This is a genomic window from Collimonas antrihumi (assembly GCF_018304965.1).
GTDB classification, from domain to species: Bacteria; Pseudomonadota; Gammaproteobacteria; order Burkholderiales; family Burkholderiaceae_D; genus Collimonas; species Collimonas antrihumi.
This window is the reverse complement of sequence record NZ_JAGQED010000012.1, coordinates 1-25,216: the sequence shown is the minus strand read 5'-3', so window position 1 is coordinate 25,216 and position 25,216 is coordinate 1. Positions and strand designations below refer to the sequence as shown.

The 25,216-nt window shown below is 56.1% G+C and carries 23 protein-coding genes; 16 read left to right on the top strand and 7 right to left on the bottom strand.

Annotation, left to right across the window (positions count from 1 at the left end):
- Positions 1-2: 2 nt before the first annotated feature.
- The 4 genes from KHU29_RS12205 to KHU29_RS12190 all read left to right on the top strand — a co-directional run bounded on the left by KHU29_RS12205 (position 3) and on the right by KHU29_RS12190 (position 5,866).
- On the top strand, positions 3-842 hold the full coding sequence (locus KHU29_RS12205) for an ABC transporter permease (protein WP_211453080.1): 840 nt from the start codon (positions 3-5) through the stop codon (positions 840-842).
- A 125-nt stretch (positions 843-967) separates the two neighbouring features.
- Positions 968-2,422 (top strand): NADP-dependent succinate-semialdehyde dehydrogenase, encoded by a 1,455-nt coding sequence (gene gabD, locus KHU29_RS12200; RefSeq protein ID WP_211453079.1) that lies wholly within the window; start codon positions 968-970, stop codon positions 2,420-2,422.
- 245 nt (positions 2,423-2,667) lie between these two features.
- Entirely contained in the window at positions 2,668-4,461 is a 1,794-nt protein-coding gene (locus KHU29_RS12195) for an ABC transporter ATP-binding protein/permease (RefSeq protein WP_211453078.1), read from the top strand.
- Positions 4,462-4,696: 235 nt separating this feature from the next.
- Positions 4,697-5,866: an MFS transporter gene (locus KHU29_RS12190; protein ID WP_211453141.1), complete on the top strand. Its 1,170-nt coding sequence runs from the start codon at positions 4,697-4,699 to the stop codon at positions 5,864-5,866.
- 87 nt (positions 5,867-5,953) lie between these two features.
- Here KHU29_RS12190 and KHU29_RS12185 read toward each other — a convergent pair whose 3' ends face one another.
- Positions 5,954-6,841 carry a LysR family transcriptional regulator gene (locus tag KHU29_RS12185; protein WP_211453077.1) on the bottom strand — a complete coding sequence of 296 codons (888 nt, stop codon included), beginning with the start codon at positions 6,839-6,841 and terminating at the stop codon, positions 5,954-5,956.
- 138 nt (positions 6,842-6,979) lie between these two features.
- On the opposite strand from KHU29_RS12185, the gene KHU29_RS12180 reads away from it, so the two are divergent.
- The gene (locus tag KHU29_RS12180) at positions 6,980-8,566 is read left to right on the top strand and encodes a zinc-binding metallopeptidase family protein (protein ID WP_211453076.1); all 1,587 of its coding nucleotides are present in this window, start codon (positions 6,980-6,982) and stop codon (positions 8,564-8,566) included.
- A gap of 20 nt (positions 8,567-8,586) precedes the next feature.
- Here KHU29_RS12180 and speB read toward each other — a convergent pair whose 3' ends face one another.
- Positions 8,587-9,540: an agmatinase gene (speB, locus tag KHU29_RS12175; RefSeq protein ID WP_211453075.1), complete on the bottom strand. Its 954-nt coding sequence runs from the start codon at positions 9,538-9,540 to the stop codon at positions 8,587-8,589.
- Between the two features lie 162 nt (positions 9,541-9,702).
- Here speB and KHU29_RS12170 point away from each other — a divergent pair, with 162 nt between their 5' ends.
- Together KHU29_RS12170 and hemE are read left to right on the top strand one after the other, a co-directional pair.
- The gene (locus KHU29_RS12170) at positions 9,703-10,617 is read left to right on the top strand and encodes a LysR family transcriptional regulator (protein WP_211453074.1); all 915 of its coding nucleotides are present in this window, start codon (positions 9,703-9,705) and stop codon (positions 10,615-10,617) included.
- A 96-nt stretch (positions 10,618-10,713) separates the two neighbouring features.
- Positions 10,714-11,793 (top strand): uroporphyrinogen decarboxylase, encoded by a 1,080-nt coding sequence (hemE, locus tag KHU29_RS12165; protein WP_211453073.1) that lies wholly within the window; start codon positions 10,714-10,716, stop codon positions 11,791-11,793.
- Between the two features lie 128 nt (positions 11,794-11,921).
- Here the strand turns inward: hemE and KHU29_RS12160 are convergent, their stop codons facing one another.
- Positions 11,922-12,107 carry a hypothetical protein gene (locus KHU29_RS12160; RefSeq protein WP_211453072.1) on the bottom strand — a complete coding sequence of 62 codons (186 nt, stop codon included), beginning with the start codon at positions 12,105-12,107 and terminating at the stop codon, positions 11,922-11,924.
- Between the two features lie 542 nt (positions 12,108-12,649).
- Here KHU29_RS12160 and KHU29_RS12155 point away from each other — a divergent pair.
- Positions 12,650-14,692, top strand: a complete 2,043-nt coding sequence (locus KHU29_RS12155; protein ID WP_211453071.1) for a primosomal protein N' — start codon at positions 12,650-12,652, stop codon at positions 14,690-14,692.
- A gap of 1 nt (position 14,693) precedes the next feature.
- On the opposite strand, the gene KHU29_RS12150 is transcribed toward KHU29_RS12155, so the two are convergent.
- Complete coding sequence (locus KHU29_RS12150) at positions 14,694-15,497, bottom strand: FadR/GntR family transcriptional regulator (RefSeq protein WP_211453070.1); 804 nt, start codon at positions 15,495-15,497, stop codon at positions 14,694-14,696.
- Between the two features lie 234 nt (positions 15,498-15,731).
- Between KHU29_RS12150 and KHU29_RS12145 the strand changes: the two genes are divergently transcribed.
- On the top strand, positions 15,732-16,073 hold the full coding sequence (locus KHU29_RS12145) for an L-rhamnose mutarotase (protein ID WP_211453069.1): 342 nt from the start codon (positions 15,732-15,734) through the stop codon (positions 16,071-16,073).
- Positions 16,074-16,096: 23 nt separating this feature from the next.
- On the opposite strand, the gene KHU29_RS12140 is transcribed toward KHU29_RS12145, so the two are convergent.
- Positions 16,097-16,789: a response regulator gene (locus KHU29_RS12140; protein WP_211453068.1), complete on the bottom strand. Its 693-nt coding sequence runs from the start codon at positions 16,787-16,789 to the stop codon at positions 16,097-16,099.
- 241 nt (positions 16,790-17,030) lie between these two features.
- On the opposite strand from KHU29_RS12140, the gene KHU29_RS12135 reads away from it, so the two are divergent.
- The 4 genes from KHU29_RS12135 to KHU29_RS12120 all read left to right on the top strand — a co-directional run bounded on the left by KHU29_RS12135 (position 17,031) and on the right by KHU29_RS12120 (position 20,973).
- Positions 17,031-17,651, top strand: coding sequence for a response regulator (locus KHU29_RS12135; protein WP_211453067.1), 621 nt, complete (start codon positions 17,031-17,033; stop codon positions 17,649-17,651).
- Positions 17,652-17,795: 144 nt separating this feature from the next.
- The gene (locus KHU29_RS12130) at positions 17,796-18,665 is read left to right on the top strand and encodes a class I SAM-dependent methyltransferase (protein WP_211453066.1); all 870 of its coding nucleotides are present in this window, start codon (positions 17,796-17,798) and stop codon (positions 18,663-18,665) included.
- A 101-nt stretch (positions 18,666-18,766) separates the two neighbouring features.
- Complete coding sequence (locus KHU29_RS12125) at positions 18,767-19,126, top strand: hypothetical protein (RefSeq protein ID WP_211453065.1); 360 nt, start codon at positions 18,767-18,769, stop codon at positions 19,124-19,126.
- Between the two features lie 377 nt (positions 19,127-19,503).
- Entirely contained in the window at positions 19,504-20,973 is a 1,470-nt protein-coding gene (locus tag KHU29_RS12120) for a DNA-3-methyladenine glycosylase 2 family protein (protein ID WP_211453064.1), read from the top strand.
- 33 nt (positions 20,974-21,006) lie between these two features.
- Here the strand turns inward: KHU29_RS12120 and KHU29_RS12115 are convergent, their stop codons facing one another.
- Positions 21,007-21,477, bottom strand: coding sequence for an RES family NAD+ phosphorylase (locus KHU29_RS12115; RefSeq protein WP_211453063.1), 471 nt, complete (start codon positions 21,475-21,477; stop codon positions 21,007-21,009).
- Positions 21,474-21,971: a type II RES/Xre toxin-antitoxin system antitoxin gene (gene parS / locus KHU29_RS12110; protein ID WP_211453062.1), complete on the bottom strand. Its 498-nt coding sequence runs from the start codon at positions 21,969-21,971 to the stop codon at positions 21,474-21,476. The genes KHU29_RS12115 and parS overlap by 4 nt, the downstream gene beginning before the upstream one ends.
- A 1,053-nt stretch (positions 21,972-23,024) precedes the next feature.
- On the opposite strand from parS, the gene KHU29_RS12105 reads away from it, so the two are divergent.
- Genes KHU29_RS12105 through KHU29_RS12095 form a run of 3 tightly spaced genes read left to right on the top strand, consistent with a single transcriptional unit; the run spans position 23,025 to position 24,643 of the window.
- On the top strand, positions 23,025-23,348 hold the full coding sequence (locus KHU29_RS12105; RefSeq protein ID WP_211453061.1) for a helix-turn-helix domain-containing protein: 324 nt from the start codon (positions 23,025-23,027) through the stop codon (positions 23,346-23,348).
- Positions 23,349-23,351: 3 nt separating this feature from the next.
- Positions 23,352-24,284: a replication protein RepA gene (locus KHU29_RS12100; RefSeq protein WP_246541894.1), complete on the top strand. Its 933-nt coding sequence runs from the start codon at positions 23,352-23,354 to the stop codon at positions 24,282-24,284.
- Complete coding sequence (locus tag KHU29_RS12095) at positions 24,281-24,643, top strand: hypothetical protein (protein WP_211453060.1); 363 nt, start codon at positions 24,281-24,283, stop codon at positions 24,641-24,643. The genes KHU29_RS12100 and KHU29_RS12095 overlap by 4 nt, the downstream gene beginning before the upstream one ends.
- Positions 24,644-25,216 lie beyond the last annotated feature (573 nt).

Here is a 25,216-nt window from a genome sequence, read left to right as displayed (position 1 = left end):
AAATGAAAACGAAATTATTTCCGCAATTTCCTCCCTACGTCTCGTTGAGCGAACGTGTCTGGTTCTTTTTTTCGCGCGGCTTCAATCTGCTGGTGCTGTTGTTCCTGCTGCTGCCGATTCTGGTCATCATTCCACTATCGTTCAGCGACAGTACTTTCCTGGTGTACCCGATCCATGGTTTCTCCTTGCGCTGGTATCAAAACCTGGTGCAATCGCAAGAATGGGTTAGCGCCGCCAAGAACAGCTTCATCGTGGCGCCGTTAGCCACCGTGCTGGCGACCATACTTGGCACCCTGGCGGCGGTTGGCCTGAACAAGGCAGACTTCCACGGCAAAGGTTTGCTGATGGCGGTGCTGATTTCGCCGATGGTGGTGCCGGTGGTGGTGGTTGGTGTCGGCGTCTATCTGTTCTTCGCGCAGATCGGTTTGTCCGACAGTTATACCGGCTTGATATTGGCGCATGCGGCGTTGGGCGCGCCGTTCGTGGTCACTACGGTATTGGCGACGTTGCAGGGATTCAACCAGAATCTGGTGCGTGCCAGCCTCAGCCTGGGGGCCAATCCGCTCTCCACTTTTTTCCGGATTACCTTGCCGGTGATTGCACCGGGTTTGATCTCAGGCGCGTTATTCGCCTTCGCCACCTCGTTCGACGACGTAGTGGTAACCTTGTTCGTAGCCGGTCCCGGACAAGCTACCTTGCCGCGCCAGATGTTTACCGGCATCAAGGAAAATATCAGTCCGACGATTGCTGCGCTGGCTACCATCCTGATCGTGTTTTCCACTTGCCTGCTGCTGGTGCTGGAATGGATACGCGGACGCAACAAGGCGCTCGCCAAATTCTAGTGTAGTGCCGCCAAACTACTACTTTCCACTGCTTTCGGCACGCGTATCTCAGCTCTACCTCAGTTCGACCTCAGCTTGGCCACAGCTTGATATGCGTGTCCTCAACGTTCACAGGAGTTATCCACATGATCGAATTAAAAGATCCCTCATTGTTCCGTCAGCAAGCCTACATCAATGGCGAATGGTGCAACGCCGATAAGGGTGGCAGCCATGCCGTGACCAATCCAGCCACCGGCGAGACCATAGGCAGCGTGCCATTGATGGGCGCCGCCGAGACCAAACGCGCGATTTCCGCCGCCAACGACGCCTGGCGCCAATGGCGACGCAAAACCGCCAAGGAACGCAGCATCATCCTGCGCAAATGGAACGACCTGATGCTGGCCAATCTCGACGATCTGGCGCTGATCATGACCGTGGAGCAGGGCAAGCCGCTGGCCGAAGCCAAGGGTGAAATCGCTTACGCCGCCTCATTCATCGAATGGTTTGCAGAAGAAGGCAAGCGTGCCGGCGGCGATACCATTCCGTCGCCGTCGCCGAGTTCGCGCATCGTGGTGGTGAAAGAACCGATCGGGGTTTGCGCAGCGATCACGCCATGGAATTTCCCGGCAGCGATGATCACCCGCAAGGCCGGCCCGGCGCTAGCCGCAGGCTGCACCATGGTGCTCAAGCCGGCTGAATCGACGCCGTTCTCGGCGCTCGCCCTGGCGGTGCTGGCCGAGCGCGCCGGCATACCCGCCGGCGTGTTCAGCGTGGTGACCGGTTCCGCCCGTGAAATCGGCGCAGAAATGACCAGCAACCCTATCGTGCGCAAGCTGACCTTTACCGGCTCCACCGGCGTCGGCCGGCTGCTGATGGAACAATGCGCAGCCACCATCAAGAAATTGTCGCTGGAACTGGGCGGCAACGCGCCGTTCATCGTGTTCGACGATGCCGATCTGGATGCGGCAGTGGAAGGCGCAATGGCTTCCAAATATCGCAACGCCGGGCAAACCTGCGTATGCGCCAACCGCCTGTATGTGCAAGATGGCATCTACGACGCTTTCGCTGAAAAACTGGTCGCCGCAGTGGCCAAGCTGAAGGTCGGCAACGGTCAGCAAGAAGGCGTCAACCAAGGCCCGCTGATTGACCAGAAGGCGGTCGCCAAGGTTGAAGAACACATCGCCGATGCGGTGGCGAAAGGCGCGCGGATCCTGGCCGGCGGCAAGCGCCATGCGCTGGGCCAGAGTTTCTTCGAACCGACTGTGTTGGCCGATGTGACTTCCGACATGATCGTGGCGCGCGAAGAGACCTTTGGTCCGATGGCGCCCTTGTTCCGCTTCAAGACTGACGAAGAAGTGCTGGCGCTGGCCAACGACACTGAATTCGGTCTCGCCAGCTACTTCTACTCACGCGATATCGGCCGTATCTGGCGCGTGGCCGAAGGCCTGGAGAGCGGCATGGTCGGCATCAACACCGGTTTGATTTCGAATGAAGTCGCGCCGTTCGGCGGCGTCAAGCAATCCGGGCTGGGGCGCGAAGGTTCGAAGTACGGTATTGAGGATTATCAAGTCATTAAATATCTGTGCATGGGCGGGATTTGAGATCGGCCGATCGCCAATTTTGCTGTGATTGATACAGCAGCAACGATTTCTAAATTCCTCATCTGCCTCGCCTGCCTTTAAAAGCGAGCGAGGTTTTTTTTTGCATCCATGCATTTTTTGCAGAAGTAACATATCGTTACTGAAATTACACCGCCTGAAGGCATGCAGGGTTTGCTTGCCGGTTTAATTGATTTTGTTATTTCATCATCGCATGACGTCTCTTTCCTTGAAACGGCGGCAACAAAATGGACTGGCATCATCAACTGCTCGACAGTGTCATCTGGCTTTGCAAGGCATTCGCTATCAGCATGGTGGCAATCGCCTGCATCACGGCCTTGATTGGAAAATTCACCGATTGGGGTCAACAGTTCTTACGGGTGACGTGGGCCTGGTTCTCACCGGTCCGCAGCTGGCGGCCGCTGGCAATACTTTCGCTGCTGATCCTGATGACCTTGTTCTCGGTGCGCATGGAGATCTTGTTCACGTTCTGGAGCAACGGCATGTACACCTCGCTGCAGGACTTCAATGCTGCTGCGTTCTGGTCGCTGATGGCTGTCTTCGGTGTCCTTGCGAGCGTCCACGTATTGCGCGCACTGGTGAATTTTTACATCAGTCAGGCGTTCCAGATTCATTGGCGTGTCTGGCTGACAGAGAACCTGATGGCGCGCTGGCTGGATAGGCAGGCTTACTACCGCAGCCAGCATCTGCCCAACAGAACCGATAATCCGGATCAACGTATCCAGCAGGATATCGCCGGTTTTGTCAGCAGTTCGCTTACGCTATTCCTGGGACTCATCAGTTCTGTCGTTTCGCTGTTTTCATTCACGCTGATCCTGTGGCGCTTGTCCGGCACACTCACCCTGTTTGGTGAGGAAATTCCACGGGCGATGATCTTTTTGGTCTATGCGTATGTACTGGTTGCCACTGTGTTTGCCGTGAAACTCGGGCGGCCGCTGATCAAGTTGAATTTTCTGAATGAAAAACTGAACGCCGATTTTCGTTATGCCTTGATACGTTTGCGCGAATACGGAGAGAACATTGCGTTCTTCCGCGGCGAAGCGGTGGAGCATCGGACCTTGCTCAAGCGCTTCTCGCATGTCATCGAGAATGCCTGGGCGATTGTCTTTCGTTCACTGAAATTCCAGGGTTTCAACCTGGGGATCAACCAGTTGGCCGTCGTGTTTCCGATGGTGGTGCAGGCGCCGCGTTTCTTCAGCAAGCAGATTACGCTGGGCGATCTGACGCAGACGGCGCAGGCTTTTGGCCAGGTTCAGGATGCCTTGTCCTTCTTCCGGTCCTCATATGACGAATTCGCCGGTTATCGCGCCATTGTCAACCGCCTCACCGGTTTCCTGGATACGGTCGACGCCGCCGACCAGCTCACCATGCCGCAGATTGTGCATCGGGGACAAAATTTTGCGGTCGAAGCGCTGACCGTCAAAAGTCCGGGCGGCGCGATATTGACTGCAAACCTGAACCTGGCTTTGGCGCCCGGTGCCGCACTGTTGGTACGCGGCCCGTCCGGTGTCGGCAAAACTACGCTGTTACGGGCCATAGCGGGCTTGTGGCCGTATGCCGGCGGCGAGATTGTCTACCCGGCCGGACAGCAATGCCTGTTCTTGCCGCAGAAACCTTACTTGCCGCTGGGGACTCTGCGATCGGCCCTGTATTACCCCTTGGCCGAGCCAGTCCAGCCGGACGATAGCGCGGCTCGGGCGATATTGGAACAGATACAACTCGGACATCTGGCGGCAGAGCTGGATACGGAGAGTGAATGGAGCAACATTCTGTCGCTCGGCGAACAGCAGCGGCTGGCGCTGGGGCGCGTGCTGCTGCACCGGCCGCAACTGGTCTTTCTCGACGAAGCCAGTTCTGCCATGGACGAAGGCCTGGAGCATGCAATGTACAGTTTGCTACGCAAGCAACTGCCGGATGTGATGCTGATCAGCGTCGGCCATCGCAGCAGCCTGGCGGCATTTCACGGCAGCGAACTGATATTGCAGCATAACGGGAAATGGCGCTTGAATAGTTTGGAATAAGCGGTTTGACATAAGCGGCTTGGCATAAGCAGTTGGCGGTTACGCGTTGGTTTTATCGCAAAAATCCAACACTTTCCTCATCGGCGCGCCTATTTCATGCCTGAAATTTGGTAGCGCTACCACAAATAAATCGCCGTTGATATAATGTTGCTTCGCACCATGTCCCCCGGTGCGCGCCTTTTACTGCCGCGCAGTTCCTGCAATTCGGCGGTTCCCTTTCCGGACGATCATCATGCTGTCTTTGCCCCTATTTGCCCTTGCTGTTGCCGCTTTCGGCATCGGTACGACGGAGTTCGTCATCATGGGCTTGCTGCCCGATGTGGCGCGTGACTTGGGGGTGACGATCCCGGCGGCGGGGATGCTGGTGACCGGTTACGCACTGGGCGTGACAATCGGCGCGCCGATCGTGGCGATTGCCACCGCCAACATGCCGCGCCGGACGGCGCTGCTAAGCCTGATCGGCCTGTTTATTATCGGCAATGTCTTGTGCGCCTTGTCGCCCAATTACACCGTGCTGATGCTGGCGCGGGTAGTGACGGCGTTTTGCCATGGCGCGTTCTTCGGTATCGGCTCGGTGGTGGCGGCCGGACTGGTGGCGCCGAACCGGCGCGCGCAGGCGATCGCCCTGATGTTTGCCGGCCTGACCCTGGCCAACGTGCTCGGCGTACCGTTTGGGACTGCCCTCGGGCAACAGTTGGGCTGGCGCTCGACGTTCTGGGCGGTGACGGTGATCGGTGTGCTGGCGGCAATTGCGCTGGCGCTATGGCTGCCGACAAAGATCGAAATGCAAAAGACCAGCCTGCTGCAGGAATTTGCCGTGCTCAAGGATAAGCAGGTCTTGATGGTGCTGGGGATCAGTGCGCTGGCTTCGGCTAGCTTGTTTTCGGTGTTCACTTACATTACGCCGATTCTGGAAGATGTCACCGGGCTGACGCCGCATGCCGTGACGCTGGTGCTGCTGGTATTCGGCTTGGGCCTGACGGTGGGCAGCGCGCTCGGCGGCAAGCTGGCCGACTGGCGCCTGATGCCGTCGCTGATTGGCTTCCTGATGGCGCTGGCCATAATCCTGACCGTATTTACCTTGACCATGCGCACGCCGTTGCCAGCAGTAATCACGATTTTCATCTGGGGCGTGCTGGCCTTCGCGATCGTGCCGCCGTTGCAGATGCTGGTAGTGGAACGCGCCAGCGCCGCACCGAACCTGGCTTCGACCTTGAACCAAGGCGCCTTCAATCTCGGTAATGCAAGCGGCGCCTGGTTTGGCGGCATGGCCATCAGCGCCGGTTTCCAGTTGACCACGTTGCCTTATGTCGGCGTAGTGGTGGTGGTGCTGGCGCTGGGTCTGACTTTGTGGTCGGCCGCCATTGAGCGCAATGACGGCTTGGCGATGACGCCGAGCGATTAGGGCAGCGCCTGCCGATTCCAGGCAGAGATATAGATAATATCTCAGTAAATCAGAGTGCTAGCGCTTACTTCAATTCAATAAATGTAATCAGGATGGCACCACCGAGCGTGCCCATGCGAGATCGCTGCTAAGCCAGCGGGCGGCCTCGCTTTGCTGGTCTTGCTTGCTCCAGATCAGGTCGACGCTCTTCAGGAATGCCGGCTCCTGGTACTCGTGTTCCAGGATTTTCAAGCCCTCCCGGGCATCGATTTCCTGCATCGCATGCTGCGGCAGGAAAGCCCAGCCCATTCCCCGTTTGAGCAAATCCAGCAGCAATTCCGGACTTTCCATACGCCACATGATTTCGCTGTAACGGCCGAAAATCGAAGCATCGCCGCCATCGCGGCTGGACGCCAGCAATTGCCGGTGTTGCGCTAGATCGCTGTTATGCACCAGCGGCAAGCGGCTCAGTGCGTGATCGGCAGCCGCTACCGGCACGAATTGCAGCTGGCCTAGCGAGCTGGCGTTGAAGTCGCTGGGCATGGGATCGACCGTGACCGCAATCGCGATATCCAGCAAGCCGCGCCGCATGAGGTCGGTGGCGTCGATGCTGGTTGGGCGGAACAACTCCAGTTGCAATTGTGGAAAGCGCCGTTCCAGCTCCGCACACAAGGCATGGCTGTGCGTCACCGGCAAGGCTTGGTCGATGCCTAGTCGCAGGCGATGGCCGTGGCCGGCGCTCAGGCTATGCGCCTTGCGTTCCAGGTTGCCGGCCGCGGTCAGGGTCGAGCGGGCAAACCCGAGCAGCACCGCGCCGTCCGCAGTCAGGGCCAGGTGATGCAAATCGCGTTCGAACAAGCGTGTACCCATATCCACTTCCAGGTTGGCCAGCGCGGTGCTGACGGTCGATTGCGCCTTGCCCAGGCGCCGCGCCGCCGCCGACAGGCTGCCGCAATCGGCAATGGTGGCAAAGACCAGCAGGTTTTCGAGAGTCATGGGAGTGGCATGAAGACGGATACAAAGAATGATTCGGGCGCCGTTATCGACAAAACAGATGACCGTTAATTATGGCATGGCGCGCATCGTGATTAGTATGCATCGGCAGCTAGCCAATCTACTAATCCGGAGACGATCATGACCACAGAAGCCAAACAAAGCGCGCTGGGCTGGGTGAGCGATAACGCCAGCCAGTTATCCGACTGGCATCAAACTATCTGGCACTACGCCGAGCCAGCCTTTCGCGAATATAAATCCAGCGCCTGGTATGTCGCCATGCTGCGTGAATACGGGTTTGAAGTCGAAGTCGGCAGCGGCGGCATGCCGACTGCCTTTGTCGCCACTTTCAAGAACGGCGAGGGGCCGACGATCGCCACTTATGCCGAATACGATGCAGTGCCGGGCAACTGCCAGGCGGCGTCGACCAGGAAAGAACCGCGCCAGGGTTTGTCCAAATACGCGCCGGGCCATACCGATCCGCATTCGGCGCTGGGGATCAGCGCACTCGGCGGCGCACTGGCCACGCAAAGCGCCATGCTGAAATTCGGGATACAGGGCACGCTCAAGATCTTCGGAGAACCGGCTGAAAAATTGCGGGCATCCAAACCCATCCATGCCGCCAAGGGTTATTACGATACGCTGGACGCGGCGGTGAGTTTTCATCCGACCTACATGCTGCCACTGTGTAACACCACGGTCTGGGACGCGCATTGCGGCGTCGGCTACAACTATATCTATACCTTCACCTGCGACGCGCCGGAAAACTGGATCGCCGCCGACAAGTTCAGCCCGATACCGCAAAACCACCTGGCCGCGCGCGCTCCTGGAGCGAACGATGCGCTGGTGCTGTTCTACAACCTGAATGAGAGCCTGCGCCGTTCGATGCTGCCGGCCACCGGTTTGTGGAGTTTCAACGAAGCGATCCTGTGCGCCGGCCAGGCGACCGCCGATAATCTGACGCCGCATGTTTCGCAAATCAATTTCATGCTGCGCACTGATTCCGTCGAGCAGGCCGAGATCATCAGCCAGGTGATGGATAACAATGCGGAAGCCGCGGCCAAGGCGACTTTTTGCGAATGGAAGAAAACCTGGGTCAGCAAATCGCGCGGCGGTTTGCCCAATCATGTGATGGCGCGCGCGACCTACGACAACATGGTGCTGGCCGGACCGCCGAAATGGGGCCGGCAAGCGATCAAGATTGCGCAGGAAATGCAGCAGAATCTCGGTATCCAAAGGATGGAAAGCCCATTTTTGGGAGTTACCGAACAATTGATCGACCCGGAAGACTGCGAACGCGAGTTGCGCAAGCAAATGCCGGCCTGGCAGAAATACCTGACTTCGGACGACTACACCGATTACACCTGGCATTGCCCGACCGTGCGCCTGTATGTGGCGCGGCCGATGCTGGCGGCGCCGCGCGGCTTCGTGTATCCGGACTGGGTGGCGAATGCGCTGGGTGGTATACCCGCCACGATCGATCCGATGATCCAGTCCGCCGCCAAGACTATCGCCGCGACCTTGATCGATCTGTTTGCCAAACCGGATCTGTTGGAGGCTGCCGGCGCGGAATTCAGGCAGCGCACCGGCGGCGGCATCGGCGGTAGCGAATGGCAGGCGCCCTTGCTTGCCAAGGATTTCAAGGTGCCGCATCAGTATCGCTGGCCGGAATACATCACCACCGTGCGCGGCGAGGAATGGACTATTCCCTGGCGCGACGATGAGTGAGCACAGTAATGCTTAAATAGTTATCGACGCGGTACGCCCGGCAGCACGCACAGCATTTCATAGGCCAGGTTGGCGCCGAGCAGCGCGGTGGTGCCAACCGGATCGTAAGGCGGCGATACTTCCACCAGATCGGCGCCGACGATGTCCAGGCCCCAGGCGCCACGGATGATTTCCAGCGCTTGCGGCACGGTCAGGCCGGCGATTTCCGGGGTGCCGGTACCGGGTGCATAGGCCGGATCGATACCGTCGATGTCGAAACTCAGGTACACCGGGCCGCCTGCTACACGTGCACGCACTTCTTCCATCAGCGGCGTCAGCGATTTGTTCCAGCAGTCTTCCACCTGCACCACCCTGAAACCCTGGTCGCGGCACCAGTCGAAATCCTCCGCGGTGTAGCCGGTGCCGCGCAAGCCGATTTGCACCACGCGTTGGCAATCCAGCAAGCCTTCTTCCACCGCGCGGCGGAACGGCGTGCCGTGGGCGATCTTTTCACCGAACATGGTGTCGTTGACGTCGGCATGGGCATCGACGTGGATCAGGCCGATCTTGCCGTATTTGCGATGCAGCGCGCGCAGGATGGGTAGCGCGATTGTATGGTCGCCGCCCAGTGAAATCGGCCGGCAGCCGGAGGCGACGATGTTGTCGTAGGCGGTTTCAATCAGCTTGATCGAATCGAGCAGGTTGTAAGGATTGATGGCGACGTCGCCCAGGTCGGCGATACGCAGCGCATCGAAAGGGGCAGCGCGGGTTGCCATGTTGTAAGGCCGTAGCAGCACCGATTCAGTACGGATCTGGCGCGGCCCGAAGCGCGTGCCGGAACGATTCGAGGTGCCCAGGTCGAACGGGACGCCGACGAAACAGGCATCCAGTTCGGCGCTGCTGCTCACGTGCGGCAAGCGCATCATGGTGGCGATGCCGCCGAAACGCGGCATGTCGTTGCCGCCAAGCGGTTGATAAAGTGGGGTTTCCGTCATGATCGTCTCCGGCAAGGGGAAGGGAAGGTGGTTTTCTGAACACCATCTACTCTAGCGGGAAATAACATCATAAAAAATGCGCGTAATGTAATCTTTACATTGATAATGATAGATGTATTATCGATCTGACCTGCACTTTCCTTTGACTTTATCCGATGCAACATGCTCCAGCAACTATCCGATCTTGACCTGCGTCTGATCCGCGTTTTCCTGTCGGTGCTGGACGCCGGCGGCATTTCCGCTGCGCAGACGGCTCTGAATGTCAGCCAGTCCACCATCAGCACGCAGGTGGCAACGCTGGAGACGCGGCTCGGATTTCGTTTGTGCGAACGCGGCCGGGCCGGGTTTCGGCTAACGCCGCGCGGCGAACAGTTCGCCCAGTCCAGCCGCCGGCTGCTGGAGAACGTCGACCATTTTTGCCTGGATGCGCGCCAGATCGGGCGCAAGCTGGTCGGACAATTGCATCTGGGCCTGATTGGTCACGCCGCCATGAGCGCCAACGCGCGCCTGAGCCAGGCCATCGCCCGGTTCCGTGCGCGGGACGAGGCGGTGACGCTGTCGCTGGCGGTGCTGGCTCCCGGTCAGCTGGAAGAGGAAGTGATCAACGGCCGACTCGATCTGGGCATCGGTTACTTCTGGCACCGTCTGCCGAATCTGGAATATCTGCCCTTGTACACCGAGCATCAGGTGGCATATTGCGCCGCCGCGCATCCGCTATTCAGCCGGGCCGGCAACTTGGAAGCGGCAGATCTGGCGCAGCACGACTGGGTCTGGCGCAGTTATCCTTTGCCAGAGGCGGAAGGCAAGGGTGGCATGTCTGCACCGGCGCGGGTGACGGCGCTGGCTGACAACATGGAGGCGGTTGCGGTCCTGATCCTGTCAGGGCAGCATCTTGGATTCCTGCCGCAACACTTCGCTGCGCCGCTGGTACGGCAAGGATTGCTGGCAGCCCTTAATCCGGCGCAGTTCTCCTATGAAGTCACATTGCACATGGTCGTACGCCGCCAATCCAGCCGAGGCGAGATCCTGCAAGCGTTTCAGGATGACCTGGTTGCAGTGCATCGGGAGGGACCGTAGTATCTCAAACATACCAACCATACGATGCAGCAATGCCGCAGCCGTGGATTTGGATGAGATAATGGGGCGTTATCACATGCATCCAGATTGCTTCTCATGTCCCAATTCGCCCCGCTCAAGAACGACACCTTCCTGCGCGCACTGTTGCGCCAGCCGACCGAATACACGCCGCTGTGGCTGATGCGCCAAGCTGGCCGCTATCTGCCCGAGTATCGCAAAACCCGCAGCCGCGCAGGCTCCTTCATGGGGCTGGCAACCAATCCCGATTACGCTACCGAAGTCACGCTGCAGCCGCTTGACCGTTTCCCGCTGGATGCCGCGATTCTGTTTTCCGACATCCTGACCGTGCCGGACGCCATGGGACTGGGCCTGTATTTCGCTGATGGCGAAGGCCCCAAGTTCCAACGGCCGCTGCGTGATGAAAAAGACGTAATGGCGCTGCAAAGCCCGGATCTGGGCAAGCTGGAATATGTTTTCAAGGCGGTCACGCAAATCCGTACTGAACTCAACGGCCGCGTGCCGCTGATCGGCTTTGCCGGCAGCCCCTGGACCCTGGCTTGCTACATGGTCGAAGGTGAAGGTTCGCGCGAATTCCATACCGTCAAGACGATGTTATACAACCGTCCGGACCTGATGCACCACGTGCTCAGCACCAACGCAGCGGCAGTGGCGGCCTACCTGAACGCACAGATCGACGCCGGCGCGCAAGCCGTGATGATTTTCGATTCGTGGGGCGGGGCGCTGGCGGATGGCGCTTACCAGGAGTTTTCACTGGACTATATGCGGCAGGTGGTTTCCCAGTTGAAGCGCGAGAAAGACGGCGTGCCGATTCCGGCGATTGTATTTACCAAGGGCGGCGGCTTGTGGCTGGAACAGATTGCCGATATCGGCGCCGATGCTGTAGGCCTCGACTGGACCGTCAATCTGACCGAGGCGCGGGCGCGTATCGGCCAGCGGGTTGCGTTGCAGGGCAACCTGGATCCTGCGGTGCTGTTTGCCAAGCCAGAGCAGATCCGTAGCGAAGTCGAGCGCTTGCTGAACGCGTACGGTGTGCCGCAAGCGGATAGCGGCCATGTATTCAACCTGGGCCACGGTATTTCGCAATTCACGCCGCCGGAGTCGGTCGCGGTCATGGTTGATGCGGTCCATGAAATCAGCCGTAAATTAAGAATATAGGCGCGAGAGGGTAGGCATGTGCGGATAGGCGCTTGCCGGCGCGAATCGATGCCTGCTGCCCGGTGAAGAATGTTGTTACACGGTGTCATGCATAACACATTCGGCACCAATCAGGCGATTGCCACTCGCTAGTTATGCACAAAAAAATCTGCTGCACCACGGAAATTATTTATAACTATATTTATTATTTTCCACTTGGGTGCGTTTTGTAAGTGTTTGATTTTAAAAGGTTTATTTTCTGCTTTTAGTTTAGGCAATTTATTGAAACCCGCATCAAATATGCGTCTGCGGCCTGTCAAGAGCAGGTTACCCACAAAGTTATCCACAGACATTGTGGATAATTTGAAAAGCGCTTATGAAACCGATGGTTAGGACATGTCCTAATACTTTACTTTAAGTAGAATCCTAGAAATCAAGAATTCCCGAGCATTTTTGACAGTTGACATCGGGCTAATTTTTCCGGTGCGAAACTTGGTAACCCGACTGAAAAAAGCAACATGATGGTGCGCACCAATGGATTTGATTGTGCCCATGAATGTTACTTTTTGGTGCTGGCGACTGTGCCGGTTCTCGCAGATTCCGACTTTAGTTATGCACATATTCGAGTTTCTTCAAGGCTATTTTTTGACTACATGAAAAATGTTACTCGTCTGGTAAGTGCTCGTTAAGTATTTGATTGTAAATACTATTTTTATTGATGCTAGTTTGAGCAAAAGCAAAAAAATGTCGTAAACAGGCGCTTTCACGTTGTTTACGCAACCTTGTCCACAAAGTTATCCACAGATTTTGTGGATAGTCATAAAAGCACTTATGAAACCGGTAGTTAGCTTATTTCCTCGGGAATTACATTAAGTTCGTGAAACAAAGCATTCTCCAAATCGTCCTCGACACTCCCTTGGATAGCAGCTTCGACTATCGTTGGCAGGCCAGCGATGAAAACGAAGCCACGCCCCGAATCGGGCAGCTGGTTCAGCTTTCTTTCGGTCGCCGCGAAGTGGTCGGCATGATTGTCGGCACCAGCGCCGAGAGCGGCGTCCCAGCCGAGAAATTGAAAAACGTCCAGTCGGTGCGCCATCAACTGCCGCCGCTATCGAAGCAATGGCTCGCGCTCTGCCGTTTTGCCGCCGATTATTATCAGCGGCCGCTGGGCGAAGTGGCGTTGCCGGGTTTGCCGAAAAACCTGCGCGCGCTGACCACTGTTGCATTGGATCGCGGCTTGAAGAAATTGCAGCAAGCCGGTGCTCCGCATGACGCTACCCCGATCGACGTGGCGCGGCTGAATCCGGCGCAACAGCAGGCGGCCGATGCGATTGCCGGCGCCACTGGTTTTGCGCCTACGCTGCTATACGGCGTCACCGGTAGCGGCAAGACAGAGGTCTATCTGCAGGCTGCGGCACAAATCCTGGCTCACAGTGACAATGGTGAGGACAACCCCTCGCAAATCCTGATCCTGGTACCGGAAATCAACCTGACGCCGCAACTGGAGGGAAACATCCGTGCCCGTTTCCCAGGCGTGATGGTGGCGACTTTGCATAGCGGCCTGGCGGAAGGCGAGCGCATGCGTCACTGGCTGGCAGCGCACTTGGGACAGGCACGGATTATCCTAGGGACCCGGCTGGCGGTGCTGGCTTCTTTGCCGCATCTAAAATTGATCGTCATCGACGAGGAGCACGACCCGTCCTACAAGCAGCAAGAAGGTTTGCGCTATTCGGCGCGCGATCTGGCCGTATGGCGCGCTCACCAACTGGGGATTCCGATCGTGCTGGGCTCGGCCACGCCATCGCTGGAAACCTGGCATCACACTCAATCCGGACGCTACAAGAAACTCGAACTGCGCGAGCGGGCGGTCAAGGATGCGGTATTGCCGCTGGTGCGCCGTATCGACATGGAGCGTGACAAACCCAGCGAGGGCTTGACCTCGACCCTGGTCAGCGCGCTCAAGCAAAGGCTGGAGCGGGGCGAACAATCGCTGCTGTTCCTGAACCGCCGCGGTTACGCGCCAGTGATTGCTTGCGACGCTTGCGGCTGGGTCAGCAACTGCACCCGCTGCACCTCGTTCATGGTGCTGCACAAACCCGAACATCGCCTGCGTTGCCATCACTGCAGCCTGGAGTTGCGGATCCCCAAATCCTGCCCAACTTGCGGCAACATTGATTTGCAGCCGCTGGGACGTGGCACGCAACGGTTGGAAGAAGGCTTGCGCGCGATGTTTCCGGAAGCACGGGTATTGCGCATCGATGCCGATTCCACCCGTCGCAAAGGTAGTGCGCAAGCAGCTTTCGATAGCGTGCACAACGGTGAGGTAGATATCCTTATCGGCACCCAGATGGTCGCCAAGGGACATGATTTCAAGAACCTGACCCTGGTCGGCATCCTCAATCCCGACACCGCGCTGTTTTCCCGCGACTACCGCGCTAGCGAGCGCTTGTTTGCGCAATTGATGCAGGTGGCGGGACGCGCCGGCCGCGCTGCGCAAAAAGAGGGCGGGAGCGCCAGCGAGGTGCTGATCCAGACGCGTTATCCACAGCATCCGTTGTACGCGGCAGTAATCGCGCACGATTACGATCACTTCGCCACTTCGCTGCTGGAGGAGCGCGCGCAGGCCTGCCTGCCGCCGTACATCTATCAAGCGTTGCTAAGGGCTGAGGCGAAAGAGCTGGAAACTGCGATCGAGTTTTTGCAACAGGCTGCCAACTGCATCGAGCACGCCGGCATTACCATGCACGATCCGATTCCGATGACCATGACCCGGGTCGCCAATGTCGACCGCGCGCAATTACTGATCGAATGCCCGTCGCGTCCCGGCTTGCAGGCCTTCCTGACAGACTGGATGGCGCAGTTGCGACAAATTAAGACGCGCGCGAAGTGGTCTTTGGAAGTGGATCCGGTTGATATTTAGGTCAACGAGCCCGAATATCCTGCTCCGGCACCGAGCGAGAAAAAATCTTGACCACGGAATCCATATGCGCTCGCATCGCCCGGCGCGCCGCTACCGCATCGCGCGCTTGCAGTGCTTCCAGGATCAGCTGATGTTCATGCTCTGAGCGATTCGGCATGTCCTTCGAGCTATACAGGGTTTGCAGGCGCTGGAACATCATGCCGTATTTGCGTCCCAGCAGATGGCTGACCAGCAGCAGGTAGGCCGGGTTGCCGCTGGCTTCGGCGATACGGATATGAAACAGGCGGTCGCCGGGATGCGTGTGCGAGCCGCTGCGGTTGTCTTCGACATTGCGCGCATAAGCCTCGGCGATGCTGCGTAGTTGTTCGTCGCTGGCATTCAGTGCTGCCAGGGCGGCGGTCTCCGGTTCCACCAGGCGCCTTGCCTGCAGCAGCTTGAAGGGCGGTATTTCATCATCCAGGTCAAGACGGATTTCCTGATCGAGTTCCGGATCGATTTCCCAGCCGCTACGGTGCGCTGCTTGTTGCAAGGCCGGCGCCTGGCTGCCGCCGGTACGCTCACTTGTGTCTTCCGTTGGCGGCAACACCATCACACCGTTGCCGACACGAACGCTGACAATGCCAATCACTTCCAGCGCAATCAAGGCTTCCCGCACTGAGGTACGGCTAACGCCGAATTGCTTGGCCAGTTCGCGCTCGGGCGGCAGGTTGTCGCCGGGACCGTATTCGCCGCGATCAATCATGTCACGCAACTGATCGGCGATTTGTTGATACAGGCGGCGGTTGTGGATAACTTGTATGGGCATGGGAGCAAGGAATGATATTTTTCACATTGTGCCACGGCGCGGCAGTTGCGAGCCGAACCGAATAGCGTCGGCGTTTGTATAGCACCTGTGCAGCATGACTATTTAAATCGGTCTTATCAATTGCTCTCTGGATTTTTGCCGTGCTAGTATTGGTCCAGCCAATAAACCTTTGCAGTATACAATATCTTTTCGAAAAAGCCGCGGATACCGGATAAGTTAGGGGGCTTCAAAAATATGCGTTACTGCCTGGCGCTGGACCTGAAGGACGATGCCGATCTGATCAGCCGTTATGAAGCGCATCACCGCTGCATCTGGCCTGAAATTGCGGCCCATCTGCGCTTGCATGGCGTGCTTTGCATGGAAATCTATCGCTTGGGCACCCGCCTAGTGATGCTGATGGAGACCGATGACGCAATTTACAGTGCGGAGCGGATGGCTGACGCAGCCCGCAGCAACCCTAAGGTACAAGAATGGGAAACGCTGATGTGGCAATTCCAGGCTCCCACGCCATGGACTCCGGCTGGAGAGAAGTGGGTGGCCATGGCGCAGATTTTTGATCTGCGGCAGCAGTCCTGAGACAGCTCAGATTCAGTTTCTATTTAGTTTCTATAGTCACCATACTCGGGGCCTGGCAGAAACCAGTCGCCACATCCCGGCAACTGGACGGTATCGCCACTGACCGCAGCGCAGTAGCGGCCCAGTTCGATGTCGTTGCGCAGGCCGAGTTTTTTCATCGCCGAAGCCTTTTGCAAACTGACCGTTTTAACGCTCTTGTTCATCCGCCTGGCGATATCGCGCAGGCTGTTACCCGCCGCATATAGACGCAGCACCTCGGTTTCACGCGGACTGGGAATATGGCTTCTGGCGTGTCCTTCAATGCCGTTCCGCAGTAGCGCCTTGAAGGACGGCCCCATATATGTGGAACCGTTGCCGAGGTGACGGATAGTCTTGCCGAGTTCGGGAATTTCATCGCTTTTGTGTAGCAAGCCATTCGCGCCGCTATTGACGATCTGATACAGCACCACCGGAAACGCATTCATGGTCAGTACCACCAGCCAGGTTTGCGGATGGTGACGCCTGATGTAGGACAGCAAATGCAAACCGTCGCTGACGCGCACCATCGGCATCGCAAATTCGGTAATGACCAGGTCACATGGCGTGGATTCCAGGCATCTGACCAGTTCATCGGAACTGGTGACGCTGGCCACCACACGGCAATCCGGCACGTGATTGAGATAATTGCGCACCCCTGCGGTAAAAATGGGGTGATCGTCCGCCAGAACAATCTTCACTTTGACTACTCCATCGCTAATGCCATACGGGATCGGAGCTGGTCCAGAAAACTCAAAGTGTCCCAGCGAGGGTTGCAGCGGAATTGATTCTAGTTGCTTTGTCAAAAAGTTAACAATTAAACTATACATTTATGAAATTTACTTATATATTTAATAATATGTAAGTCCGGCGTTTCCTAATTGATAACGATAAGGAGAATCCTAAGCTGGTGCTGTCCATTTGTTGCGGGGAGAAAATTTCATGATCAAGATCATCCTGGCCGACGATCAGCCGGCCATCATTTCCGGAGTGCGGCAATATATCGAGCAGATGTCCGGTTTTGCCATAGTGGCAACGGCGACCTCGGCCGCAGAGTTGTTGGCGCGCTTGAAAGATACGCCATGCGACATATTGATCACGGAGTTCTCCATGCCGATCAATCGGATTGGCGGCGGCTGCGCATTATTCAGTCAGCTAAAGCGCGACTACGCATCGCTGGAGCTGATTGTGCTGACGATGATCGACGTACCCGCAGTGCTGTATCAGATCACCAACTGCGGCGTGAAGGGGTTGCTACACAAAAGCGACGAGATGGCAGAACTCGGCCGCGCCTTGCTGGAAGGTTCGCCTGGCACGCCGTATATCGGCAAATCAGCACTACCGTTACTGAGAAAAGGCCCGAGCGGCAGGTTGCCAACCAGACGCGAAGTCGAAGTGCTCAAGATGTACGTGATCGGCAACAGCCTGCGTGAAATTGCCGAGAAGCTCAACAAGAGCGTCAAAACGGTGGGCTTGCAAAAGGCCTCTGCAATGAAAAAAATGGGCCTGCGCAATGATATCGAACTGGGTAGGTATACCAGCACCATGGGGCGCATCAGCTAGGTATAAGCTGGATACACGCTAGAAACAAGCCAGATTCCGGTGGCGATTCAGGCGTGGCTACCGGCAGTTATAAAAGCCTCTTGCCGCCGAAGCCGTTATACTTGCGTAATAGCCGGTCAGTCCGGCCGACAGAAAGCAAGCTCCATGAACGGTACCAAGCAAGAATCCATTTCCTCCAGTCAGCAGCCGTCCAAGCACGAAATTCGTCCCGGTCAATCGATAGAGTTGCTCAAAGAGTTGCATATCCTGACGCGCGACGGAAAATTGAATCAAGACAGCCGCCGCAAGCTCAAGCAGGTATATCATTTATATCAATTCATTGAGCCGTTACTGCAGGAAATCCAAAAAGAACAGGGTGGGGTGCAACTGGTCGACCATGGCGCCGGCAAGTCGTACCTGGGATTCATCCTGTACGACCTGTTTTTCAAGACGCTGGCTGACAACTCGCATATTTTCGGCATCGAAACCCGGGAGGAACTGGTAAGGAAATCGCAAGAACTGGCGCAACGCCTGGCGTTTCCAGGCATGTCGTTCCTCAATTTGTCGGTAGCGGAATCGATAGAGTCCGCTGCGCTGCCAGGTCGGATCGATGTTGTCACGGCCTTGCATGCATGCAATACGGCGACGGATGATGCGATTGAGTTTGGCCTGAAGAAACAGGCACGTTTCATGGTACTGGTGCCTTGTTGTCAGGCAGAAGTGGCTTCGGTATTGAAAAAGAACAAGGGTAAATCGCTGGCGAAAGAAGCATTGACGGAAATCTGGCGCCACCCGCTGCATACGCGCGAATTCGGCAGTCAGATCACCAACGTGCTGCGTTGCCTGCAACTGGAAGCGCATGGTTATCAAGTCAGCGTAACGGAACTGGTAGGCTGGGAGCACTCCATGAAGAATGAACTGATCGTCGCCAGTTATCGCGATCTACCCCGCAAGCGGCCGACCGAGCGTTTGCACGAAGTACTGCACACACTGGGGCTGGAAGAAATGGAACAACGATTTTTCACCACGCCTTGATGAACGAAATTTAAAAGCGGAACTCAATCCTGATCACATAACAGCTTTGCCTGCCGCAAGCGGGCCGTCCACCATCGCACCACCTAACCGAGGAGAGTGACATGACTAAGACGAGTGGCACACATGCCGTAAAGGAGTTCACCAAGGCACCGCTGACCGAGGGAGGACTGACCGAGACGTTGCAGCGCATTACAGCCGGTGTGGATGAGTTCAGTGTGTTGAATCACGCCGCACGTGCAGCACTCGCCGCCAAGGTCACGGAGCAATGGCAAGAAGATTTCGTCGCCAATTTCCATATTCCGGCGGACCTCGCCAAGGCAGGGGAAGAATACGCGGCCATAGAGCAAGGCGACAAATATCCGAGTTTATCCGATTCAGCGCGCGAAGCCGTGCTACAGCGCTTTGACGATCGTTATGGCGATGGCGGCCCGCGGTGTTGGCCGGCGCTGAACGGTAAATAAATTTCGGTTTGAAGATCGATTTGCGACAAAGAATTCTGTCGTTAATCCATCCATCGACATTCGCTTGATCATAGCTGCGAGTCTAATGCCGTTAAGTTAAGCCACGAACGGTATTCTTTAGATGGCCCAATGCGGTCACTGCGTCATCCCCGCGAACGCGGGGATCCATGTTGCACAGTATGGTGGTTAAAATGGATTCCCGCGTTCGCGGGAATGACGTGCCAAGCGCTATAACCGGTAACCCTAACTTAACGGCATTAAGCTGCGAGGCCGGATTTCAAGGTGCAGCAAATAGCGCCTCCGCCTCCGCGAAGCCATAAAATGACAATGTCCGAAAAGCGCTAGACATCACCTGCCGTCGGCGCGATCATGCCCGCATGGAACTCGATCACGACACTTGTTACAGAGCCCTGGCCAGCCGCGATGCGCGCTTTGACGGACGCTTTTTCGTTGCAGTCAAAACCACGCGCATCTACTGCCGGCCAATTTGTCCGGCACGTACCGCCAAATCGGAAAACGTCTTGTTTATGCCGACCGCTGCCGCTGCACAGGAAGCCGGCTTTCGCCCCTGCCTGCGATGCCGGCCGGAAGCCGCGCCTGATTCAGGCGCGTGGCGTGGTGTTTCCAATTCGGGTGTATCGAATACCGTCGCGCGCGCCATGGCGTTGATTGAGACTGGCGCGCTGGATGACAGCGGGATGGAAGCGCTGACAGAGCGCCTGGGTGTAGGCGAGCGGCAATTGCGCCGTTTGTTTGCGCAGCATCTGGGAGCTTCGCCAGTTACCGTAGCGCAGACGCGTCGGGTACTGCTGGCCAAGCAGTTGATCCACGAGACCCGCATGCCGCTTACTGAAATTGCCTTCGCCGCAGGGTTTGGCAGCATCCGGCGTTTCAACGAGGTTTTCCAGGATTTGTTCCAGCGCCCGCCCAGCGCACTGCGCCACGGCAGCCAGCCAGAGCAATCCGCGCAGACCGGAGTCACGCTGTTGCTGCGTTATCGACCGCCCTACGACTGGCCAGCCGTGCTGGCGTTTTTGAGTGCGCGCGCAATCACCGGCCTGGAGTTGGTGGCAGACGGTTGCTATTACCGCACTATCAACCTTGATGGCGTGCACGGCACGCTGGCGGTGCAACAGGGCGACGGCAATGCCCTGAAAGTCACCATACGCTTCCCACGTCTGTCATCGTTATCCGCCATCATCGCCCGGTTGCGCAGAATGTTCGACCTCGCAGCCGACCCCGAAATCATCAACCGTCAACTGTCGGCAGATCCATTGATGGCCAAACTGACCGCTGCCAGGCCCGGCCTGCGCGTACCCGGCGCCTGGGATGGTTTCGAACTGGCGATGCGGGCGGTGTTGGGCCAGCAAATTACCGTGGCCGCCGCGATAAAACTGGCGAGCAAGCTGGTAGAGCAATATGGCGAAGCGCTTAGCGATCCCAGCGCAGACCGGCCCGGCCTGACCCATGTATTTCCACAAGCCGCTCGTGTGGCTGAAGCAGATCTGGCGACACTCGGTATGCCGAAAGCGCGTGCGGCAACCCTGTCTGCAGTGGCAGCTGCGCTGGTAGCCGATCCGCAATTGCTGGACACCCGCGCCAGCCTGGAAGAAGCGGTGCTCAAATTACGTGCACTGCCAGGAATAGGCGACTGGACCGCACAATACATCGCGCTCCGCCAGTTACGCGAGCCGGATGCTTTTCCGGCGGGCGATGTGGCGTTGATGAACGCGGTTGCAGTACATGAGGGTGTCAGGCCGAACGCCAAGGAATTAACCGCGCGAGCCGAAACCTGGCGGCCATGGCGCGCGTATGCAGCGCAGCATCTTTGGGCGTCGAATGCTTGAACTAAGGGTGGCTTATCGGGGTGATTGACCGCTTCATACGAAAAGCCGCCGGTCCAGTGTGAATAGCTGCTTATCCAGCACGCTGACAAGCCTCATGTCGGGATGCGCCGGATTAAGAATCAGATTACTGTCGCTCGGGCAGACTACCGACGGCACGCACATCGCGAGCTGCTTTCCTGCATCCAGCCAATTTCTTGCAAGATCGACGGTAGAGGCAGGGTCGCAGTCCAGCGCATTCCAGTCGTCCGGCAAATCGGGCACATATGCGTTGGAGGCGACATCATCGGGTAGGCTCAAGGTCACCAAAAAGAAATTTGCGACTGGTAATAAGCCGGAAGCATGAACACGAGCCTCCAGGACGGCTGTTGATGCGTGGCAGCAGGTATACAAAACCGCCACCCCCCGAGGGTTCCACCGGCCTCCTGCCAGTGCTGCGCCATTACCGCTAAGATCGTCTGCTCGATATCTGCCTGGTTTTTCCTTCGCAAGACGAAATACCTTCATACGCCGACGCCATGTTCCAGCCGTACCAGGACATCGCGCACGCGATCGAAGCCCGTTTGCGTGTCCAACATGTCAAGCGGCCGCTCTCCGCGCAACTCGACGCTTGGGCGCTGGAGCCATTCGGCGGCCAGCTTGCCATCTTCCAGAACGTCCTTGGCCTGCGCGTAGATCAGGACGGTTCGCGCGGCACGATCCGATTCACTCGCACTCAACCGCTCACCAGAGGAAATCTTGCGGTTGATGGTACTGCTGGGCAGCCGCAGACTGGTGAGCAGCGACTGTAAAGGAATGTTGAGCAGTTCGCTCGCGATGCGGCTGATAATAACGGCCTCCATGCCTTCACGAATCTGCCGTGCTTGCTCGATCTGATCCATGTGCAGGAAAGATTCAAAGTCGCGCTCTTGCGCACCCAGTCCATGCGTTCCAACGTGCGCCATCTGTACCGCCTTGGCTTTGCGCGGACGCTGTGGCCTATCAATTGCATGTGTACTCATGGGGTTCTCCCAAATGAGAAGTTGTATTTGCTCATTATAGCATCCAACCAAATGGATAATGACTTCATCCCATTTGAGCTAGAACCGGAGTCACTCCGAATTTGTGAGCGTTGGGACGAGCTGTGGCCGAAATGCGGATCAAAATTTAATTACCAGGGTGTATGACTGCGCCGACAGATTCCGACAGCTCATAGGAGACTGCACAATTTTGTGCGCAGTCAGCGTGCCAAAACATGCGAAACATGGAATTGCATCGCAACATCGAACAACATATAAGTGATTGAATTTATTGAGAAAAACTGGTGCGGCTGGCTGGAATCGAACCAGCGACCCTTGGCTTCGGAGGCCGGTTAAAATTTTTATAAGCCTTTGATTTTAATGGGAAATTTTCGATAATTAGTAATAAAAACAAAGGCTTGTCCGAATTTCGGTAGGTCAAATTATATCCAGTTATTTTTCAATATACTGAAATTTCCCTACACTCAGTTGGACAAAATTTGGACAAGGCTTACGCGGGCAGTCTATCGATCTGCCGGCCTTGCTTAATTCTAGTAGCTTGAATTATTATCCAGTATGTCAGGTTTCGGCCTGACGTTCTTCGGGGTGTCAACCCCGGATGCAATCCGACAAAGAGTGCGAGGTCGAGAGATGGTTGTCTCGATGCTTTCAAGACAGGCGAGTGTTTCGCCTATGCTGCCAGCGGTTAAGGTGTCGAGGAAAGTAAATCTACTGCGTATGAACCACTCTGGATTGCTGGACGCTTAATGCGGTAGTTGAGCCTCCCTAAAAGGTGAGATAAGGGACTGGCAAAAGCGGATTCGATACAGCGCCGGGGTAGCGACCCGGCTAGACGTAAAAGGTATGAGGGCATGCGAGTGACCTCATCTTCCTTGCATTGACAGGCAAGAGCTTTTTACTTCGAGACAACAGGACTATCAGTGCTTGCGGAATGGACTAGGAGCTTTGCTCTGAAACTGCCCTAAAGAGCCTCACCGCAGCTCGCGTAACGGCGCGTTCTTTTGAGAACGCCGCTTCTACGCCCGAGGTGCCTTGATGCATATTTTTACAGTCAGTACGCTGGATTTTCTCAGCAAAAATTTCCCGCCTACACTCACAGTCGAGCAAGTCAGCCAGATCACCAGCGAGCACTCTCAAACTATTCGCAACTTGGTGAGTTTGGGCAGCTATCGCATTCCCTCCTTCAAGATTGGCCGCAAGCGTGTTTTTCGCTTGATTGATGTCGCCGAATATATAGAACAGCAACGCGCCGCAGATCCAAGCCATCCAAGGCACAAACGCGTCCGTCGTGGACGGCCGACGAAGGTCGAACAACTGGTACGACAGCAAATCGTAGCGCATAGCGGTACAGGAGCGTGAGCGTTGGATAATTCACTCATGCAATTGCCGGCTACCGGCACGTTACAGTCCTCCTGTTTGAGCCGAATGACCAAAGCTGGTCGAGCGAAGATTTCCATACTTGAGGAGGACGCCGCCAGTGCTGGCGAGATCGGTTACATGGCACGAGCGATGATATGGGCGTCTATGCCACACAGTAAGGTCGATGGAGCACACTACAAACGCGATAACGGAATTGCGTCGATTACGATGTTGGTTGATCCAGAAATAGGACTGCCTTACGGGAAATTGCCTCGACTAATTACGGCTTGGATGACGCGCGAAGCAAAGTTGACAGGCAGCCGCGAGCTTATGCTTGGTCGAAGTTTAAACGAGTTCGCAGGTAAATTAGGTCTATCAACCAGCGGTGGGAGGCGTGGTGACACGTCACGCTTGAAAGTACAGGCAACCAAACTATTTAGTACCTTCGTATCGTTGAAGGCACATCAAGGTAATGATTTCAACTACAAAAACGTTGCCGTGTCAGATGACGGCATGTTGCTCTGGAATCCGACGCGACCTGGCGAACGCTCACTTTGGGAGAGTACCGTCACTTTGTCGGAGCAGTTCTTTGCCGAATGCGTTAATCATGCGGTGCCGTTTGATCTGAGGGTTCTACACGTTCTACGCTCACCGCTGGCAATTGACCTCTATATGTGGCTGACATGGCGCGTATACAAAATGCCCCGACCTACCTTAGTGCCTTGGAAGTCATTACGTTTTCAGTTTGGTGCCGGCTATATGGAAACATCACAAGGCATGGCACATTTTCGAGCAGAGTTCCATCGTTGCTTGCGTGATGTATCAGCTCTTTATCCGGCCGCCCGGTTTACATCTGAGCAGGATGGCTTGCGGCTTTACCCAAGCCGGACGCACGTCTCTGTCCGTTCCGTACATAGTTTAGGAGCAAGATCATGAATCAAAATCTCTATGAAACATCTGAAAAAAGCGATAAACAAAAAATGGCATCTGATGAATATTTCGATATTTCGCGGCCACGTGGTAGAAGAGCTAGACCATGGACGTTCGATCAATTCACCGAAGAATGCGATACCCCAGGTGCATCCCGAATACAAGCCGTATTGGCTGCGAACGATAGTGCAGGTTTCACATTGTATGCCCGGCAGAATGGTAGCCTTCATGCTGTTACGCACAACGAAAAATCAGTCCGGTTTCGCACCATCGAACAAGCATTGGCCACATTGACCGACGTGTCGTATTTATTGTCAGAGATAATCATCGACACGTCGCGCTGGCGACGTTGCGATAGTTGGTGATGCAAGCGAACCACTGAGACGTATTGCTGTCATCAATTAAGCGTGGATAAGCCTGTGGATAAAAACACTTATCCACGCTGAAACACCGATACGCAGCCAATTTTGTTAAGAGCCTTATCCAGAAAGGGTTTCAGCCAATTCAGGCAAAGTTATTCACGCTGAAACGCCGATAGCCGTGCGCTGAAACTCCGATACAACTACGCTGAAGTGCCGATACATGAGCTACTTAATATCCCTCTATCTCTTTGATAAATAAGAATTATTTTTGTAGTAAAAATGCAGCAGGTAGTTATGCAGTTAGTTTTACAAATATTTTTACAGGTAGTGAGCAACTAGAAGAAGTGGATAAGTTGTTCTGCGCATCAAAATTTAAGCTTCAGTGAACGATGCAAGAAGGTCTATGACAAGCATATTCCAAGCGGCGAACTTTGAAAGTTTGTGCGTGAACCCCCTGTGCCAATATAACTTGAGACACCTACCCGATTAATTTAGAGTACAACGGTAGGTTCCCAACATGCACAACCGAAAGCAACAAATTAGCACTCCAGCAGACCCTGATATCGCAACCGGCTC